At 69.9% G+C, this 14,964-nt stretch carries 13 protein-coding genes; 5 read left to right on the forward strand and 8 right to left on the reverse strand.

The window, feature by feature from the left end; genetic code table 11:
* Positions 1 to 9 precede the first annotated feature (9 nt).
* From QA861_RS08965 to QA861_RS08985, 5 genes are all read right to left on the reverse strand, one after another.
* The gene (locus QA861_RS08965) at positions 10 to 684 is read right to left on the reverse strand and encodes a PDZ domain-containing protein (protein WP_334587684.1); all 675 of its coding nucleotides are present in this window, start codon (positions 682 to 684) and stop codon (positions 10 to 12) included.
* A gap of 429 nt (positions 685 to 1,113) precedes the next feature.
* The gene (gene cyc2, locus QA861_RS08970) at positions 1,114 to 3,267 is read right to left on the reverse strand and encodes a germacradienol/geosmin synthase Cyc2 (protein ID WP_334587685.1); all 2,154 of its coding nucleotides are present in this window, start codon (positions 3,265 to 3,267) and stop codon (positions 1,114 to 1,116) included.
* A gap of 126 nt (positions 3,268 to 3,393) precedes the next feature.
* Positions 3,394 to 4,647 carry a damage-control phosphatase ARMT1 family protein gene (locus QA861_RS08975; protein WP_334587686.1) on the reverse strand — a complete coding sequence of 418 codons (1,254 nt, stop codon included), beginning with the start codon at positions 4,645 to 4,647 and terminating at the stop codon, positions 3,394 to 3,396.
* A gap of 212 nt (positions 4,648 to 4,859) precedes the next feature.
* Positions 4,860 to 5,510: a ScbR family autoregulator-binding transcription factor gene (locus QA861_RS08980; protein ID WP_334587687.1), complete on the reverse strand. Its 651-nt coding sequence runs from the start codon at positions 5,508 to 5,510 to the stop codon at positions 4,860 to 4,862.
* A gap of 73 nt (positions 5,511 to 5,583) precedes the next feature.
* On the reverse strand, positions 5,584 to 6,516 hold the full coding sequence (locus tag QA861_RS08985) for a ScbA/BarX family gamma-butyrolactone biosynthesis protein (RefSeq protein ID WP_503461732.1): 933 nt from the start codon (positions 6,514 to 6,516) through the stop codon (positions 5,584 to 5,586).
* A gap of 223 nt (positions 6,517 to 6,739) precedes the next feature.
* Between QA861_RS08985 and QA861_RS08990 the strand changes: the two genes are divergently transcribed.
* Positions 6,740 to 7,396 (forward strand): ScbR family autoregulator-binding transcription factor, encoded by a 657-nt coding sequence (locus tag QA861_RS08990; protein ID WP_334587689.1) that lies wholly within the window; start codon positions 6,740 to 6,742, stop codon positions 7,394 to 7,396.
* Positions 7,393 to 8,259 carry an NAD(P)H-binding protein gene (locus QA861_RS08995; protein ID WP_334587690.1) on the forward strand — a complete coding sequence of 289 codons (867 nt, stop codon included), beginning with the start codon at positions 7,393 to 7,395 and terminating at the stop codon, positions 8,257 to 8,259. The genes QA861_RS08990 and QA861_RS08995 overlap by 4 nt, the downstream gene beginning before the upstream one ends.
* A 134-nt stretch (positions 8,260 to 8,393) precedes the next feature.
* On the opposite strand, the gene QA861_RS09000 is transcribed toward QA861_RS08995, so the two are convergent.
* Positions 8,394 to 10,199, reverse strand: coding sequence for a S8 family peptidase (locus tag QA861_RS09000; protein WP_334587691.1), 1,806 nt, complete (start codon positions 10,197 to 10,199; stop codon positions 8,394 to 8,396).
* A 421-nt stretch (positions 10,200 to 10,620) separates the two neighbouring features.
* Here QA861_RS09000 and QA861_RS09005 point away from each other — a divergent pair, with 421 nt between their 5' ends.
* On the forward strand, positions 10,621 to 11,601 hold the full coding sequence (locus QA861_RS09005) for a lytic polysaccharide monooxygenase (RefSeq protein WP_334587692.1): 981 nt from the start codon (positions 10,621 to 10,623) through the stop codon (positions 11,599 to 11,601).
* A 33-nt stretch (positions 11,602 to 11,634) separates the two neighbouring features.
* Here the strand turns inward: QA861_RS09005 and QA861_RS09010 are convergent, their stop codons facing one another.
* Positions 11,635 to 12,294 (reverse strand): Tat pathway signal sequence domain protein, encoded by a 660-nt coding sequence (locus QA861_RS09010; RefSeq protein WP_334587693.1) that lies wholly within the window; start codon positions 12,292 to 12,294, stop codon positions 11,635 to 11,637.
* Between the two features lie 741 nt (positions 12,295 to 13,035).
* Between QA861_RS09010 and QA861_RS09015 the strand changes: the two genes are divergently transcribed.
* Both QA861_RS09015 and QA861_RS09020 read left to right on the forward strand, forming a co-directional pair.
* Positions 13,036 to 13,767 (forward strand): DUF6230 family protein, encoded by a 732-nt coding sequence (locus QA861_RS09015; protein WP_334587694.1) that lies wholly within the window; start codon positions 13,036 to 13,038, stop codon positions 13,765 to 13,767.
* On the forward strand, positions 13,767 to 14,300 hold the full coding sequence (locus QA861_RS09020; RefSeq protein ID WP_334587695.1) for a DUF6114 domain-containing protein: 534 nt from the start codon (positions 13,767 to 13,769) through the stop codon (positions 14,298 to 14,300). Before QA861_RS09015 ends, QA861_RS09020 begins: the two co-directional genes overlap by 1 nt.
* Here the strand turns inward: QA861_RS09020 and QA861_RS09025 are convergent.
* A complete protein-coding gene (locus tag QA861_RS09025) occupies positions 14,222 to 14,962 on the reverse strand; it encodes a Type 1 glutamine amidotransferase-like domain-containing protein (protein ID WP_334587696.1) in 741 nt (246 codons plus the stop codon). The genes QA861_RS09020 and QA861_RS09025 overlap by 79 nt on opposite strands.
* Between the last annotated feature and the right edge of the window lie 2 nt (positions 14,963 to 14,964).

Genomic DNA, 14,964 nt, shown 5'->3' on the forward strand with positions numbered 1-14,964 from the left:
GGAGAGGGGTCAGGTGACGACGCCGAGAATCGCCACCAACCGTTGGTATCCGCCGCTGAGATGACGAACCGTCACGGTGATTTCCGTACCGGGTCGGGCGGCGGTGACCGCCCGGGCGAGACCGGCCGCCGAGTCGATCCGGGTGCGGCCGAAGGCCAGTAGTACGTCGCCCCGAACGAGGCCGGCGGTGTAGCCCGGACCCGGTACGTGGACGCCGACGACCAGGGCACCCGCCTTCTTCGCGTCCACGGCCTCCACACCGAGCGTCCCGGTCACCGTTGACGGCGAGTGGGCCGAGCCCGCGCCGTCCGAGGGCGACTTGGAGCGGCCGGCCCCGGCCCCGGACGCGGATCCGGACTCGGACCGGGACTTGGACCCGGCCCCGAAGCCGGCAGGCGCACCCCGCTCGCCCGGCGCCTCCCCCGACTGCCCTGACCGCCCGCCCTCTCCCGCGTGACGCTGCAGGTCGGCCAGTTTGCCCATGCCGATCACGGTGGCGCCGAGCGTGCCGAGGCCGATGCCCGCGAGGACCAGGACGGTCCCGACGAACAGGCCGAACACAAGGGTCGCCAGCCGTCGGCCACGCCGGCGCGCGGCATGTGGGCGCCGGGCCGGGCGGGATGTGGTGCCACCGGCCCGTTCCTGCCCGGGCATCGGCTTGGGACGCAGCGCAGTCTGTTCCATGGTTCGCCTCCGCCAGGTGCTCTACCCGGCACATCGGCGCACCACGAGCCACGAACGAGTGAGACTGACACCGGGTCGGACATGGGCAGGCACAAGCGACCGAACCCGGGCCCGCTGTCGCGGGCCACGGCCACATCGGTGACCCTGCGCGCCACGCCGACCACAGCCCCCGGACATGTCCCCGCGGCTCTGGCACGGGGTGAACCTCGGCCGGTTCATCGCCGGAGCACTACGCCCCGACCCGCGCGCCCGCCGACACGGACCTTCCGGAGACGGCCGCGCCCTGCCGGCCGCGGCCGAAGCGACACTCGGCGAGCTCTCCGGTCACGCCGTCACGGGCGTACGGGAGCTCGCCGAGGCGACGGCGGAACGGGTGCGGGACCTCGGCCGACGGAGCCGACGGCCGCGAACCCGGTGGGCCAGGAGTCCTCAGCCGATCGACAGCGCCGAGCTGTGGTCCGGCAGAAAGCCGTGGGACCTGCGGGCCAGGTGGTCGGCCTGGTAGCGGGGGACCTCCCGGTGCCAGTTCAGGATGCCGGCCAGCCAGTTCCGCAACTCGTCCACATAGCCGTCCATGGTCGCGCGCGCCTCCTCCGTGAGCTTGAAGTCCTCGTACATGACGGGGAATTCATGGGCGGCGACATGCTCGAACTGCTGCATGCGCTGGGTCATCAGATCGTGGATGATGCCGAGCGCGGTCGGGTAGTCGCAACCGAAGAAGTTCTGGACGACGAGGATGCCGTTGTGGATCTCGCCCTCGTACTCGATCTCCTTCTGGTACGAGAAGACGTCGTTGATGAGCATCCCGTAGTCGAAGGCCGCGTTCTCCAGCGAACGGACGGGGCCGCTGCGGTAGACCTCAGGGGGGACCGCCCGGCCGTGGCCGATGCGGCACAGGCTCGCCGTGAGGTCCGAACCGAAGGTGGCGCGGCGCATCTCCAGGTAGTCGACCGGGTCGGGGATACGGTTCTGGGTCTGGTTGAGCAGTTCCCAGACCCAGCTCTCGGTCATCTTGTCCACCGCGGCGCGGAACGTGCGCCGCTGGTCGGGGGTCATCCCGACCGTCGTACGCCGCCACAGGTCGATGAGGCCGCGTTCCATTCCGTTGACCGGAACGGGGAAGACCTCGCCCTCGACGGGCATACAGGCGGAGAGGCGCTCGGTGCACAGACGGGCCGCGGCCAGGTCACGGCGGTGACCGAAGACGAGTGGGTAGTAGTCGTCACCGTAGGTGCCCCAGGCCAGCCAGGCGGAGCTGAGGTCGAGGGCGTCGGCCGTCGCGTCCGGGTGGATGCCGGCCGCGCACAGCGGCAGGTCGGCCGCGGCGAGTTTGTCCTCGTCCCAGACGCCCTCCTGGAGGATGCCCATGCCGTGCGACCACTCGACGAGGTGGGACCGGGCGCCGTCCAGATGTGGGCTCAGGGTGAGCCCGAACGGCATGTGGAAATCGGGCAGCAGGGACGGGCCGACCTTCTCGTAGGGCACGTGCGTGTAGGCGCGCAGCCGTTCGGCGCCGGCCGACGCCAGGAGTGCGCCGATGTTGGCGGCGGACGTGCCGAAACCGCCCAACGCGAACGGCCGCGACTCCTCCAGGGCCCCCTCGTTCATGTACCGGCTGGAGCGCAGGTGCCACTCGTGGCCGCCGGACTGCCAGTCCTGCAGTCCTTGCGTGTACGCGGCCACCGCGGCGATCTGGTCCGGTGTGAGGCCCTTCTCCAGGGCCAGCCCGGGCACCTCGGTGAGCGCGGTGTGTTCGAACTGGTGGAGCCGTGAGGTGAGGATGTCGTTGACGGTGTCGGCGGCCTCCTGGGTGGTGCACCCGAAGAAGGTCTCCAGGACGAGGACGCCGTTGCTGAGTTCGCCCTCGTCCTCGACCTCCCGCTGGTAGGAGAACAGGTCGTTGCGCAGGTGGACGCCGTCCGAGAAGGTCTCCATCAGTACCCTGAGCGGCCTCGACTCCGCGACGGACGCGGGCACTTCGGCGGTCGCGTACTCGACGAGCCCCGCCGACCAGGGCGCGCCGCCGACCTTGCGGCGCATCTCGATGTACTCGACGGGGTTGGAGATCCGCCCCTCGTTGATGTTGGACAGTTCCCACATCGACTCGTTGAGGAGATGCTCGGTGGCGACGGAGAACCGCCGGCGCCAGTCCACGGACATGGCCGGTACGGTGCGCGCCCACAGGTCGGCGAGGCCCGCCTCCACCGGATTCTGCGGCTCGGGCACGGGAGTGGAGAGGTCGAGCGGCATGAACAGGGGAAGCCTGTCCAGGTAGGCCTTGCCGCCGTCCCGGTCCTGGCTGCGCTTGAAGACCTCCAGGAAGTGGTCGTCGAAGAAGAACACCCACACGTACCAGTCGGTGATGAGCGAGAGGGCGGCGCCGTCGCAGTCGGGGTGCGTGTAGGCGCACAACAACCCGTAGTCGTGCGCGTCGAGGTCGGACTGCTCCCAGACGCCTGAGCCCTCCAGCATTCCCATCTCCCGTGCCCAGACGGTCGAATGGGCGCGCGCCTCGTCCAGATGCGGGTTCAGCCGGGCGGGATACGGCATGTAGAAGTGCGGGAGTACGAACGGCTGTGTCATGGGCGGGGCCCTACCCCTGCCCCGTACGGACCATCCACGGGGCGGCACATGATCACACCATCGCGTGAATCAGGCTCGATTCCGGGATTCCGGACAGTCGTTGTGAGTTCACTCGACATGCGACGACTACGACGAAGTCTGAACCGACTGCTCCTGAACCGACGACACCTGGATCACCGCACGCGTACCGCTCGTCCGCCAGCGCTGCCCTTCCGCGGCGACGAGCGCCGAGTCGGTACGGGCGTCGAGGCCGACGATCACCTCCGACTTCAGGGTGCGCAGGGCGGCCACGGGGCCGGGAAAGTAATCGGTGACGTCCGCGAAGGGCGTGGTGGGGGGCCTGAGGCTGTCACCTACCAGGCGGCGGTAGTTCAGGTCGCCCTTCATCAGGGTGACCGTGGCCGAGGCGAACTCCTCGCGAAGGTCGCCGGGCATCGCCGCGTACGGCAGCGGGGCGCAGGAGAAGGGGTGGGCGCGGACCACCAGCCGGCCCTCGGCAAGCGCGGACCAGAGCCGCCGGCCGTACGAGGAGGCGGCACCCGGAGCGCGGGTCAACCGGCGCAGGGCGTCGACCACGTCGGCGGTGGTCGCGTCGGAGACGAAGTACGGGTGCGGTTTGACGTGCAGGACGGCCCGGCCGGCGTACCCCCGGGTCAGCAGATGGTCCAGAAGCAGCAGGTCGGGGACGAGTTCCCGGCCCGCGTTGTCCGCGACCAGACACACCGTGCCGGCGCCCGGGCGGGCGGACCGGAGCAGCGACCAGAGGGTCTCGCTGTCGTCGGCGACGAGTCCTGCCGCTTCCCCTCCCTCGTCCGCGCCGGAGAGCCGGAAGCCGAGGTCGGCCCGGTTGCCCCACAGCGACCCGTGGAGCAGAGCGCGCGCCTGTTCCTCCTCCGGCCCGCTCACCAGATCGTCGAGCGCGGCCAGTTCCTCGTCGGTCTCGGGGGCGTCCAGTTCAGCGAGCTTGAAAGGGCGGAAGGGGTCGATCCCACGCCAGGCACTCTCGCCCCCACCGCCTTCGCCGGTCCCACCGGCCCGTCCGCCGCCGAAGTACCCGACCGCTTCCAGGAGTTGGCGGTAGAAGTACCCCTCCGCCCACAACCACGGCACATCGAACCAGGACCGGCCGACGTACTCCCGGGTCCCCCATTCCTCCCACTGCCGCCGGTCCTCCGCGTCGGCGGGGAGCGGTTCGACGACGCCCTCGGTGCAGTTCTTGAGGAGCGCGTCGAGTGCGCGGTGCTGCTCCGGACCGTACGGGAAGGCGTCCCGCACCTTCTGGATCAGCGCGGGATGCCGTTCGGCCAGGACGCTCCAGGGGAACGAGCCCGGTTCGTTGCCGAGGATCACGGGCGGGGACACGGAGTCGGAGGCAGGCATACGCCTCACCGTACCGCCGGAGAACGCGCGGCCCCGGACGTCACCGTGCGAGGGCGGGGCGGCCCGAAGGCAGGCGCACAGCCCGTGCATCCGGATACACGCGACTGCGTCTACCCGGATGCACTCGGGCACCGACGACAGCGACGAGCCGGCCGAGGCCGTGCGAAAGCGATCGTCTCGCTCACCGCATCAGCCGGCTCGCTCCGCCCGCCTCACGCCACCGCCCGTAGCTCCCGCTCCAGCTGCGCCACCAGACCCAGATACCGTGCCCGCCTCGGCGTCGGCACCAGCGCCCGGATGGTCAGCCGCCACATGTCAGCCGTCCGGCGGGGCTGGCGGGCCAGCGGTTCCACCGCCCGGCTGACCACGCGGCTGCCGACGAAGAAGCTGACCAGGGAGTGCGCCATCGCGTCGACATCGACGTCCGGGTGGACGTCGGACTCCTTGACGGCGCCGAGGAGTTTGCCGGAGGCCATCTCCGACCACTCGCGGAACGGGTGCCGCAGCGGCGGCCGTACGGTGACGTCACCGGCGGCCAGACGCAGGCCCGCCCTGGCGATCGGGCCCTCGACGGCCATCCGCGTGATCCCGAAGGTGACGCGGATCAGCGACTCCAGTGAGGAGTAGCCGCGGCCGTCGATGTCCCTGGCCATCCGCCGGGAGGTCCTGGACTGGATCTCCAGGATGGCGTGGGCCAGGTCCTCCTTCGCCGCGAAATGGAAGTAGAGGGCGCCCTTGGTGACATGGGCGTGCTCGACTATGTCGCTCAGGCTGGTCGATTCGTAGCCGTGACGGTCGATCAGGTCGGCCGCGGCCGTGATGATCGTCGCGCGAGTCTGCTCGGCGCGTAACTGCCTCGCCATCGGCGCCTCCCCTCCCCAACCGTCGCGGTGCTCCCGAACTCCCCGAAGAAAAACGGGATATGCCGTTTGTTTCTTACTGCCTGTACAAGATAGCCGACCGCTCAGCGGTGCCCACCACACACTCGAAAATCGTGCGCCCCTCCTGGGTTCCCACCACCTTCAGGGCTCCGTCCCCCTCGTCCGTCGAGTCGATCCAGGTGGGCAGGTCCAGCTCGGCGAACTGATGGAAGGTCGTGTCGAACGACACCGGTGTCCGTCGGCTGCCCGGGCCCGTTCGCGCCAGCGCGGCCTGCCGGGCGGCCTCAAGGAGCAACATGCCCGGTATGTGATCGAGAGGATGATCAAAGAAAACAGCATGACCGGTATCAACCCGCAACTGCCAGTTACCGTCGCTCTGTTGGGGCAGCGCCAGGACCACGTCCGCCGCCGAGTCCCGGCCCACGTCGGCGGCCGGCAGGCCCGGCGGCAGGGGCAGCGGCGTCACGGTGTCCGCGGTACGGCCGCCGCGCAGTCTGCTGAAGACGGCGCCGCTCGTACAGGTGAAGGCGACGTCGGCGTGTGCGACCTGTTCGCCGTCCAGCCGTACGTCGGCCTCGTAGCGGGCCGAGACCAGGCGCTTGCCTCGATAACGGACGTCGGAGAAGGTGATGTCGACGACGGGTTCGGCCGGGACCGGTCCCACGCCCAGGTGCTCGGCGAACGTGGTGATCCGGAACTCCTGGAGCACGAACTGGTGGTCCAACGGCACCTCGTACTCGGTGTGGTTGAGCAGGGTTCCGGCCTGCCGTACGGTCTCCACGACGAGCAACGGATCGTATGCCGTCCGGTCCGGCGACACGTGTAAACAGTGGACGCGCGGCCACTGCGCGGAGACGTTGAAGCGGTCGGTTTCCGTGCGGGTCCAACCGGTCGGGAACGTCTCCGCGATCGCCGCGCGATGCACGAGTTGACGCGGAACACTCGCCGTCATGGTTGGGGTTTCGGCAGACTGCGGTACTGGAAGCAATGTCTCTCCTCGGTCCCCCGTTATGGCGTGGCAGACAGAAAGGCGCCCGCTTCGTGAGCGATAGAGTACGAGGCGACCGGTTTGTTTTCAACGAGATCAGTCGGTCCGGCCCTATGATCGGCGAGTTCCGGCGCAGCTGACGGCACGCTGTCACGCATCGGCACGGCACCACATTCGGCACTGACAAGGACACCGGCCAACTGGGCGCCAGGGAGGGGCTCTTATGGCGAAACAGGAGCGCGCCATCAGGACGCGCAGGGCGATCCTGGAAGCCGCGGGCGCGGTTTTCGACGAGCACGGCTACACCTCCACGACCATCTCGATGGTGCTGGAGCGGGCCGAGGTCACCAAGGGAGCCCTGTACTTCCACTTCCCCTCCAAGGAATCACTCGCGCAGGCGGTGCTCCACGAGCAGGTGCCCTTCGGCAGTGTGCCGACGCAGCCCTGCAAGCTGCAGGAGATCATCGACATGACGTTCGTGGTCGGCCAGCGGCTGCTGACCAACTCCCTGCTGCGGGGCAGTGTGCGGCTGGCGGTGGACCAGGAGACACCGAACCACGTCGATCACTCGGAGCCCTTCCGGCAGTGGTCGGACCGGCTGACGTCCCTGATGGAACAGGCCCGGGGGCAGGGCGAGTTGCTGCCCACGGTGGATCCCCCGGAGACGGTGGACCTGCTGGTCGGCGGCTTCACCGGCATCCAGCTGATGTCGCGGGCGATGACCGACCGGGCCGATCTCGGCCACCGGCTGTCGGTGCTGTGGGCGCACATCCTGCCGAGCATCGCGGTGCCGGGACTGCTGCTCGGCCTCGACAGCAGGGCTGACCGGGGTGCCCGGGTTCTCTCCTCGATCGACTCCCTCGACCTGCGGGCGTCGTGATCCTGCTGACCGGCGCGACCGGCACGGTCGGGCGCCTGGTGGCCCGGCGTCTTCCCGCCGCCGAGCCGGTACGGCTGCTGGCCCGCGACCCCGCCCGCGCCGCCGCCCTCGTGGGTGCGCACGCCGAGGTGGTGGGCGGTGACTTCGAGGACCCCGCGAGTCTGCGCCGGGCGCTGACCGGCGTACGGTCGGCGCTGCTCGTCACCGTGAATCCGCTGACGCACGCCCACGACGAGAACTTCCTGACGGCCGCCCGCGCCTCGGGAGTCGGGCACATCGTGAAGCTGACCACCCTGTCGGTGACCGAGCCCGACGCGACCGACCTGGTCACCCAGTGGCAGCGGGAGAACGAGCGGCTGCTGCGCGCCTCGGGCCTGTCCTGGACGCTGCTGCGACCGCGCGCCTTCATGTCCAACACCCTGGGCTGGGCCGGTTCGATCCGGGCGGAGGGCGTGGTGCGGAGTTCGGACGGCACCGTCCCCACCGCGGCGATCGATCCGCGGGACATCGCGGATGTGGCGGTACGGGTGCTCACGGACCCGGAGAGTCACACCGGAAGGGCGTACGCGCTGACCGGGCCCGCGGCAGTAACCCCGATGGAGCAGACCGAGATCCTGGGCGAGTTGCTGCACCGCCCTCTGGAGTTCGTGGAACTGACAGATGATCAGGTACTGACCGGGCTGCTCGCGCGCTACCCGGAGCCGGTGGCCCGTGCCCTCGCGGAGAGTGCGGCGCGCGGGCGACACGGGTCGAAGGGGCAAGTGGAGCCGTCCGTCACGGAGTTGCTCGGACGGCCCGCGCGCGGGTACCGGGAGTGGTCGGCGGAGCATCTGGCGGAGTTCGGCGGCCCGGCGGCGCGGTGACGAGCATGGGGCTGGACATACGACGGCGGGCCGGCCGGCGTCCATCCACGCCGACCGGCCCGCCCGTTTCCGTCACGCCGTCAGTTCGACTGAACCGACGGATGGTTCGGCCCCAGGGGCCGGCGATCGGAAGCTCAGAAGGTGAGCTTCCAGCCGTTGATCCTGCCGGTGTCCGAGGACGCCACGTCCTGGACGCGCAGCTTCCAGGTGCCGTTGGCGGTCTCGCTGGAGGCGTCCACCGTGTACGTGGTGTTCACGTTGTCGGCGGAGTCCGAGGTGCTGGAGGCCTTCAGCGGGTAGGTCGTGCCGTCGGGCGCCACCAGGTTGATGACCAGGTCACCGCGGTAGGTGTGGGTGATGTCGACGCCGACCTGGAGGGCCGAGGGGGCGTTGCCGGTCCGGCCGCTGACGGCGATCGAGGACTCGACGGCCGCGCCGTTGTCCGGGACGGAGACAGCGGTGCTGGAGGAGAAGACGGTCCCCGTCGTGCCGCCACCGGTGCTGCCGCTCACGGCCTGCACCGTCTTGGTCGCGTCGGCCAGACCGGCGCCGCAGCCGCCCGAGCAACTCCCCGGCAGAGCACGGGCGTTGCTCTTGATGGCCGTCTCGATCTGCGCCGGGGTGAGCGAGGAGTTCGCCGACTTCATCAGTGCGACCAGGCCCGCGATGTGCGGGGTGGCCATGCTGGTGCCCTGGTAGTAGGCGTACGACTCGGTGGACGGCGTCTTCGCGCCGGAGTTCAGCGTGGAGAGGATGCCGTTGGCGTTGCCGGTGCTCATCTCGCCGCCCGGGGCCGAAATGTCCACGACGGAGCCGAAGTTGGAGTACGAGGCACGGGCGCCGGTACGTCCGGTCGCGGCGACGGTGATGACGTTGTTGCAGTTCGCCGGGTTGGAGGTGGAGGCGTTCGCGTTCTCGTTGCCGGCCGCGACGACCACCGTGGTGCCCCGGTTGACCGCGCCGGTGATGGCGCTCTGGGTCGCCGCGGAGCAGGCGCCGCCCCCGCCGAGGCTCATGTTGATGACCTTGGCGACGTTGGTGTTGGCCGGGACACCGGAGACGGTGCCGCCGGACGCCCAGGTGATGGCGTCGATGATGTCGGAGTCGTAGCCGCCGCACTTGCCGAGCGCGCGGACCGGGGAGATCTTCGCGTTGTACGCGATGCCCGCGACACCCTTGCTGTTGTTGGCGACGGCGGCGATGGTGCCCGCGACGTGCGTGCCGTGCCAGGAGGAACTGCTGCCCTGGGTCTGCTCGCACTCACCGGCGGCGTACCAGTCGCCGGGGTCGGCCGGGTTGCTGTCGCGGCCGTCGCCGTCCACGGAGACCGCGGTGTCGGCGATGAAGTCGTAGCCGCCGACGATGTTCGCGGCGATGTCGGAGTGCGTGACGTAGCCGGTGTCGATGACGGCGACGGTCACGCCGGTGCCGGTCGCGGTGGTCCAGGCGCCCGGGACGCGCATGCCCGCGGCGGCCTCGAAGAGGTCCCACTGCTTGGCGTACTCGGTGTCGTTCGGGTCCGCCATGGGCTTTTTCAGGCGGTCAGGCACGACGTAGGCGACCTGCGGGTCGGCCTTGTACTCGGCGATGACGTCGGCGACGTCCGTCTTGCTGAGTTCCTCGCCCAGGTCGACGAGGGCGGCACCGGTGCCGAGGCGGCGCTGGAAGTCCAGGTTCTCGCCGGCCTCCTTGCCCTTGGCTACGGCGTCGGCGTCGGCGGCCTGGTTCGACGTGGCTTCGGCGGCGCCTGCCTTGTAGCCGACGATGAGTCGCTCGGCCGGAGCGGCGACCGTCTGCGCGGCGGCGTCCAGGGTGGCGGCGGGGGCGACGGGCTCCTGGGCGACGGCGACCGACGTGGTGGCCGCGGCCACCAGGGCCGCGGAGACCGCGGCGACGGATATCAGCTTCCGCCCCGTGACACGGGTGGGTGAGGTACGCAAGGGCTTGCCTTTCGGGGCCGTACTCCGCACGGCGGGGGCAGCGAGGAGTGGCGGGATTCGCTTCGTCGTCGAAGCGGCGGGGGGTGCGGTTCGAAAAGCGGCGCGGCGGCCGGCCAAGCGCGAGCGGCCCGTTCCGGGGTTACCTGTGGGGCGGCTGTGGTGGAACATTAGGCAAAGAGAAGGTCATCCGGATACAGGGGAAACCCTCGATCGGTCCGGTTCCCCACCCTTGAACGCCGGAAACCGACCCTGTACGACGGCCAGTTGACCGGGTTGGGCGGGTTGGGTGAGTTGCGCGGACCGTCGGCGCCGCCCGCCGGTTGAACGCGGGCCGTCCGTTTCGCGTACTGCCCGAAAGCAGGCCTGTTCCTCGGGTCGGCCCGCAGCAGCTCTGTTCCCCCTGGTCGAGGAGACGTCCCGGATGATCGCCCACCGCCGCACTCTCCCGGCCGCCGTACTCGCGGGGGCCGCCGCCTTCGCGGCACCGCTGTTGCTCACGTTGTCGGCGGCGGGTCCGGCTCAGGCGCACGGTGCGCCGACGGATCCGGTCAGCCGCGCCTACGCCTGTTCCCCCGACGGCGGCAGCCTGGCCACGACCGCGGCCTGCCGGGCGGCGGTCACCGCGAACGGCGGTGCGCCCTTCACCTTCTGGGACAACCTGCGGGTCGCGAACGTCGACGGCCGGGATCGCGCGGTGATTCCCGACGGCCGACTGTGCAGCGGCGGCCTGCCCGACTACCGGGGACTCGACCTGGCCCGCGCCGACTGGCCCTCGACCGAGCTGACGCCGGGTGCGCGGCTGACGATGACGTACCGCTCGACGATCCCGCACACCGGCACGTTCAAGATGTTCCTGACGAAGCCCGGGTACGACCCGTCCGGCTCGCTGAAGTGGTCCGATCTGCCGGACCGGCCGTTCGCCGAGGTCAAGGACCCCGCGATGACGGGCGACGCGTACCGCATCAGGATGACGCTGCCGTCCGACCGGACCGGCCGCCATGTCCTGTACACGATCTGGCAGAACTCCAGTACGGCGGACACGTACTACTCGTGCTCGGACGTGGTGTTCCCGGCTGCGAAGGGCAATGCCGACGGCTCGGATGGCACCGGCGGCTCGGGCGCGTCCGCACCGACGGCCACCGCTTCGGCCGCTGCGCGGTCCGGCTCGGCCAATCCCAGCGCTGCGGCGAAGCCGGCCGAGCAGCCGGCGCGGGCCGCGGGGACGCAAGAGGCGGCGGAGTCCGCCGACTCCGCCGCCCCACAGGCCGCGGGCACCGTGGCCGGCGCGCCGGTGGCGTCGACCACCGACGATGCCGGGCCGCGGCACAGAATCGCGGGCGCCGCCGCGGCTGTGCTGCTCGCCGCGGTCGCCGCCATTGTCCTACGTCTGCGCCGACGGTGAACACCGTTGGCGCAGACGTTCATTGACGGTCCGTCAGTTGACGAAGACCGTGGCGTTGCCCTGCGTCACGTCCTGCACCGGGGCGTACTTGGCGGTGAAGTAGCCGTTGGCGAAGCACAGCGACGAGCCGGACGTCTTGGTGAACGCCTGGGCGGTGAAGTTGATGCTGTTGTCGGCGGCATCGGTCGTACCCGAGAGGCTGGGCGCCTGGTAGACACAGTTGATCGTGCCGAGCAGGGTGCGCAGCACGACGGTCGTCTGGATGGTGGAGCCCGCCGCCGGGGTGACGGAGACGGAACCGTCGGAGCCCACCACGGTGGTGTAGGGCAGGTTGTTGACGGTCACGCTGTTCACGCCGAGCACACCCAGGACATTGCTGGTGCAAGTGCCGAAGGTGTGCGCGGTGACCGACTCGGTGGCGCTGCCGGGCGCGGCGGGGTTGTCGGTGACAGCCGCCGTGAAGGTCGACGCCGCGCACTTGACACCGCTGGTGCCGGTCGCGCTGGAGTAGAGCGTGGCAGTGGTGCCGGTGGCGAGGGAGGCGCTGAGGACGTCGCCCACGGCGACGGCGTCGCCGGCCGCGCTGTTGATGGTGAGCACGGTGTCGGCGGCGGACGCGGGGGTGACCGCGGCGACCGAGAGACCGGCGACGGCGGCGGCGAGGGCGAGGGCGGAGCGAGTGCGAGTACGCATGATGCGGGTGCCTCTTTCTGGAGCTGGGGGTGTTGGGGGTGGCGCCGAGGAGGCCAGGGCGCGCGAAAGTACGCGTGCGGGACGCGGGAAAGACGTCGTTACCGGCCCGTAACGCCTTCTCCGTACGTGACGGACCGGCAACGACAACCGGCCGGGACCGGAGGAAGGCTTGGAGGGAGGCTTCCTGACCGGACCGGGCGGGACAGGGCGACCCGGCGGTGGCCCAGGGGGGAAACGGCCATGCCGGTGCCTCGGGGGCGGACTTGAGGAATGAGCTGAGAGTCCGGGAAGAGCGGTGACTCGCACCGCTGCGGATCCGGCGCCACGGATCCGGGGGAAACCAGCTCGTTTGTAGACCTGAGGGACCGTCAACGTCAAGACGTCGAACGGAAGTTGATGTCGTCTGTCGAACTTTTCCGTGAACTTCCGCGTACCTCCTCGACCCGTGCGGCGCCCCTGCGGAAGACCGCTGGGAGGCCCTCAGACACCCCGGACGACCGTCGATCGGCCCGCAAAGTCACAGGTGGCGCATAATCCGCACTCTTTTTCCACAACTCCCTTGACCCCCCAAAGTAACCACGGGTAACTTCCTCGGCGGCTACTGGTGCGTAACCGTGAAAGCCCTTGCAACCGCCGGGAGTTGCGAGGAGACGTAACGCCACAGTCGCTGTCCGCGCCAGGACAACGTGCCACTGAAGCGTGACCAGCATTGACGCACTGACTATGTACTGGGAGCAGACCATGGCTTCGTCCTCGGACGCCTCGTCGTCCGCTGGATCCAACCCCGAGCAGCCAGGAAGCGGTAACGCATCCGATGGCGCCGGGGCCACGGGATCCACCAACGTGTCCGAATTCTTCGAAGGTGCCGGAAAGGGCACCGAACGACGCGGGCGGGTCCGTGGGCGCCGCGCCGCCGTGATGGCGGTGCCGGCCACCCTGGTCGCCGCCTCACTCGCGGTCCTCACCGCGCAGGGCGCCCTGGGCGTCCAGTTCGCCATCTCCGGCATGCCCTTCACGGTCACCGCCACAGAGATGAACGGCACCGGTTTCGAGCAGTTCGGCGCCCTCGACCACATGATCAAGGACAGCCCGAACGAGGGTGACACCGGCGGCCAGGTCCTGGTCATCACCACGGCGATCAAGAACGCGACGATCACCAAGCTGTGCCAGAGCGTCGACCTCGGTGGCATCAACCTGCTGATCAAGGCGGGCGGCAACGGCACTCCGGTGTCCGCGACCGACCTGACGCTCGACGGCACCGAGCAGTCGGGTGACGCGTCCTTCACCAACATCGAGATCGGCAACGACGCCAGCACGCTCAGCAAGGCGGGCGTCCAGGGTCCGGCCGGCGTCTTCAGCCAGCAGGCGGACAGCGTCCGCATCGCCAACCTGCGGTCGACCAACTACGCCACCACCGCAGCCGTGTTCAAGCTGCCCGGGCTGAAGCTCAGCTTCAGCTCGTCGGGTTGCTGATGTCCGGCGTCGAGCAAGAGGGGGTGGGGCCCGCCTTCAGAAACTGGCGGGCCCACCGTCCGTTCGTGGGCGGGCTGCTGCTCACCCTGGGCGGGGTGGAGATCCTCGTCACGATGAAGGTCTCCCTGAAAATCGTCGTGCACCTGGGTATGCAGGGCCTGGCAGGCTTTCTGCTGCCGGCGCTGATGGTGGTGGTCGGTCTGTTGATCCTCTTCAACCCCGCGCAACGCCTGTTCTACTCGATCGTCGGCATCATGCTGACGCTGGGCACCTGGGTCACCTCGAACCTCGGTGGCTTCTTCATCGGCCTCGCCCTGGGCGCCGTGGGCAGCTGCATGGCCTTCGGCTGGCTTCCCGACCAGGAACCCCGGGTCAGCCGCAGCCAGCGACGCGAGAACAAGAAGCAGGGCAAGGCCACCATGGAATCCACGGAGGCACCGGTGGCGGACGACGGTCAGGAAGACGGCGAGGGCAGCCTGCGCGGCTCGATGCGCTCCTCGACCGCCGCGTCCCCCTCACACCTGACGACATAGGCACCCCTGCCCGGCAGCTCCGCGACTGCCTCGACGAGTTCGGTCCCTCGGTACACGAGACCGACCCCGCCGTCGGTGCAGTGCGTGGTGGGCAGGGTGCCGTCGGCGACAAGCCGGTGGACCAGCGGGCGGCGGCCCGCGTCGCTGTCGTAGTGCACCCCGTTGCCGTACGGGAGGAAACCCAGCGCGTCGGTGAGCGGCCTCAGTTCGGGGCCGAAGGAATCGGTGGTGCCCCCTCTGAACCAGCAGAGGGAGCCCGCACTCACCCCGCTGAGCGCCACGCCTGACTCCCAGGCGCGCCGCATGATCCGGTCGAGGCCGTGCACCCGCCAGACCGCCAGCAGATTCGCCACCGAACCACCCATGACCCAGACGACGTCCTGGTCGAGCACAGTGCCCTCGACGTCGTCCAGGTTGGGCATGGGGAAGAGGTGCAGCGGCGTGAGGTCGAAGCCCGCGACCCGGGCGGCCTCACCCATCCTGGCCGTGACGTGCTCGGCGTCCCCGATCGCCGTTCCGACGTACAGGACGCGTGGTCTGCGGCCGTGGACCCCGGAGAGGTCCACGGCGTGATGGACGAGGGCGTCGAACGACACCGTGGTCCGGCCGCCGGTGCGGTGTCCGCCCGAGGTCGCGAGGATGGTCGGTTCGGAAGCGGCCATGC

The sequence above is a fragment of the Streptomyces sp. B21-083 genome (assembly GCF_036898825.1).
Taxonomy (GTDB): Bacteria; Actinomycetota; Actinomycetes; order Streptomycetales; family Streptomycetaceae; genus Streptomyces.

What these genes read in the sequence shown, in the direction of transcription:
- QA861_RS08965 (WP_334587684.1), bottom strand. Translation starts at nt 684, where the DNA reads ATGGAACAGACTGCGCTGCGTCCCAAGCCGATGCCCGGGCAGGAACGG.
- cyc2 (WP_334587685.1), bottom strand. Translation starts at nt 3,267, where the DNA reads ATGACACAGCCGTTCGTACTCCCGCACTTCTACATGCCGTATCCCGCC.
- QA861_RS08975 (WP_334587686.1), bottom strand. Translation starts at nt 4,647, where the DNA reads ATGCCTGCCTCCGACTCCGTGTCCCCGCCCGTGATCCTCGGCAACGAA.
- QA861_RS08980 (WP_334587687.1), bottom strand. Translation starts at nt 5,510, where the DNA reads ATGGCGAGGCAGTTACGCGCCGAGCAGACTCGCGCGACGATCATCACG.
- QA861_RS08990 (WP_334587689.1), top strand. Translation starts at nt 6,740, where the DNA reads ATGGCGAAACAGGAGCGCGCCATCAGGACGCGCAGGGCGATCCTGGAA.
- QA861_RS09005 (WP_334587692.1), top strand. Translation starts at nt 10,621, where the DNA reads ATGATCGCCCACCGCCGCACTCTCCCGGCCGCCGTACTCGCGGGGGCC.
- QA861_RS09010 (WP_334587693.1), bottom strand. Translation starts at nt 12,294, where the DNA reads ATGCGTACTCGCACTCGCTCCGCCCTCGCCCTCGCCGCCGCCGTCGCC.
- QA861_RS09015 (WP_334587694.1), top strand. Translation starts at nt 13,036, where the DNA reads ATGGCTTCGTCCTCGGACGCCTCGTCGTCCGCTGGATCCAACCCCGAG.
- QA861_RS09020 (WP_334587695.1), top strand. Translation starts at nt 13,767, where the DNA reads ATGTCCGGCGTCGAGCAAGAGGGGGTGGGGCCCGCCTTCAGAAACTGG.
- QA861_RS09025 (WP_334587696.1), bottom strand. Translation starts at nt 14,962, where the DNA reads ATGGCCGCTTCCGAACCGACCATCCTCGCGACCTCGGGCGGACACCGC.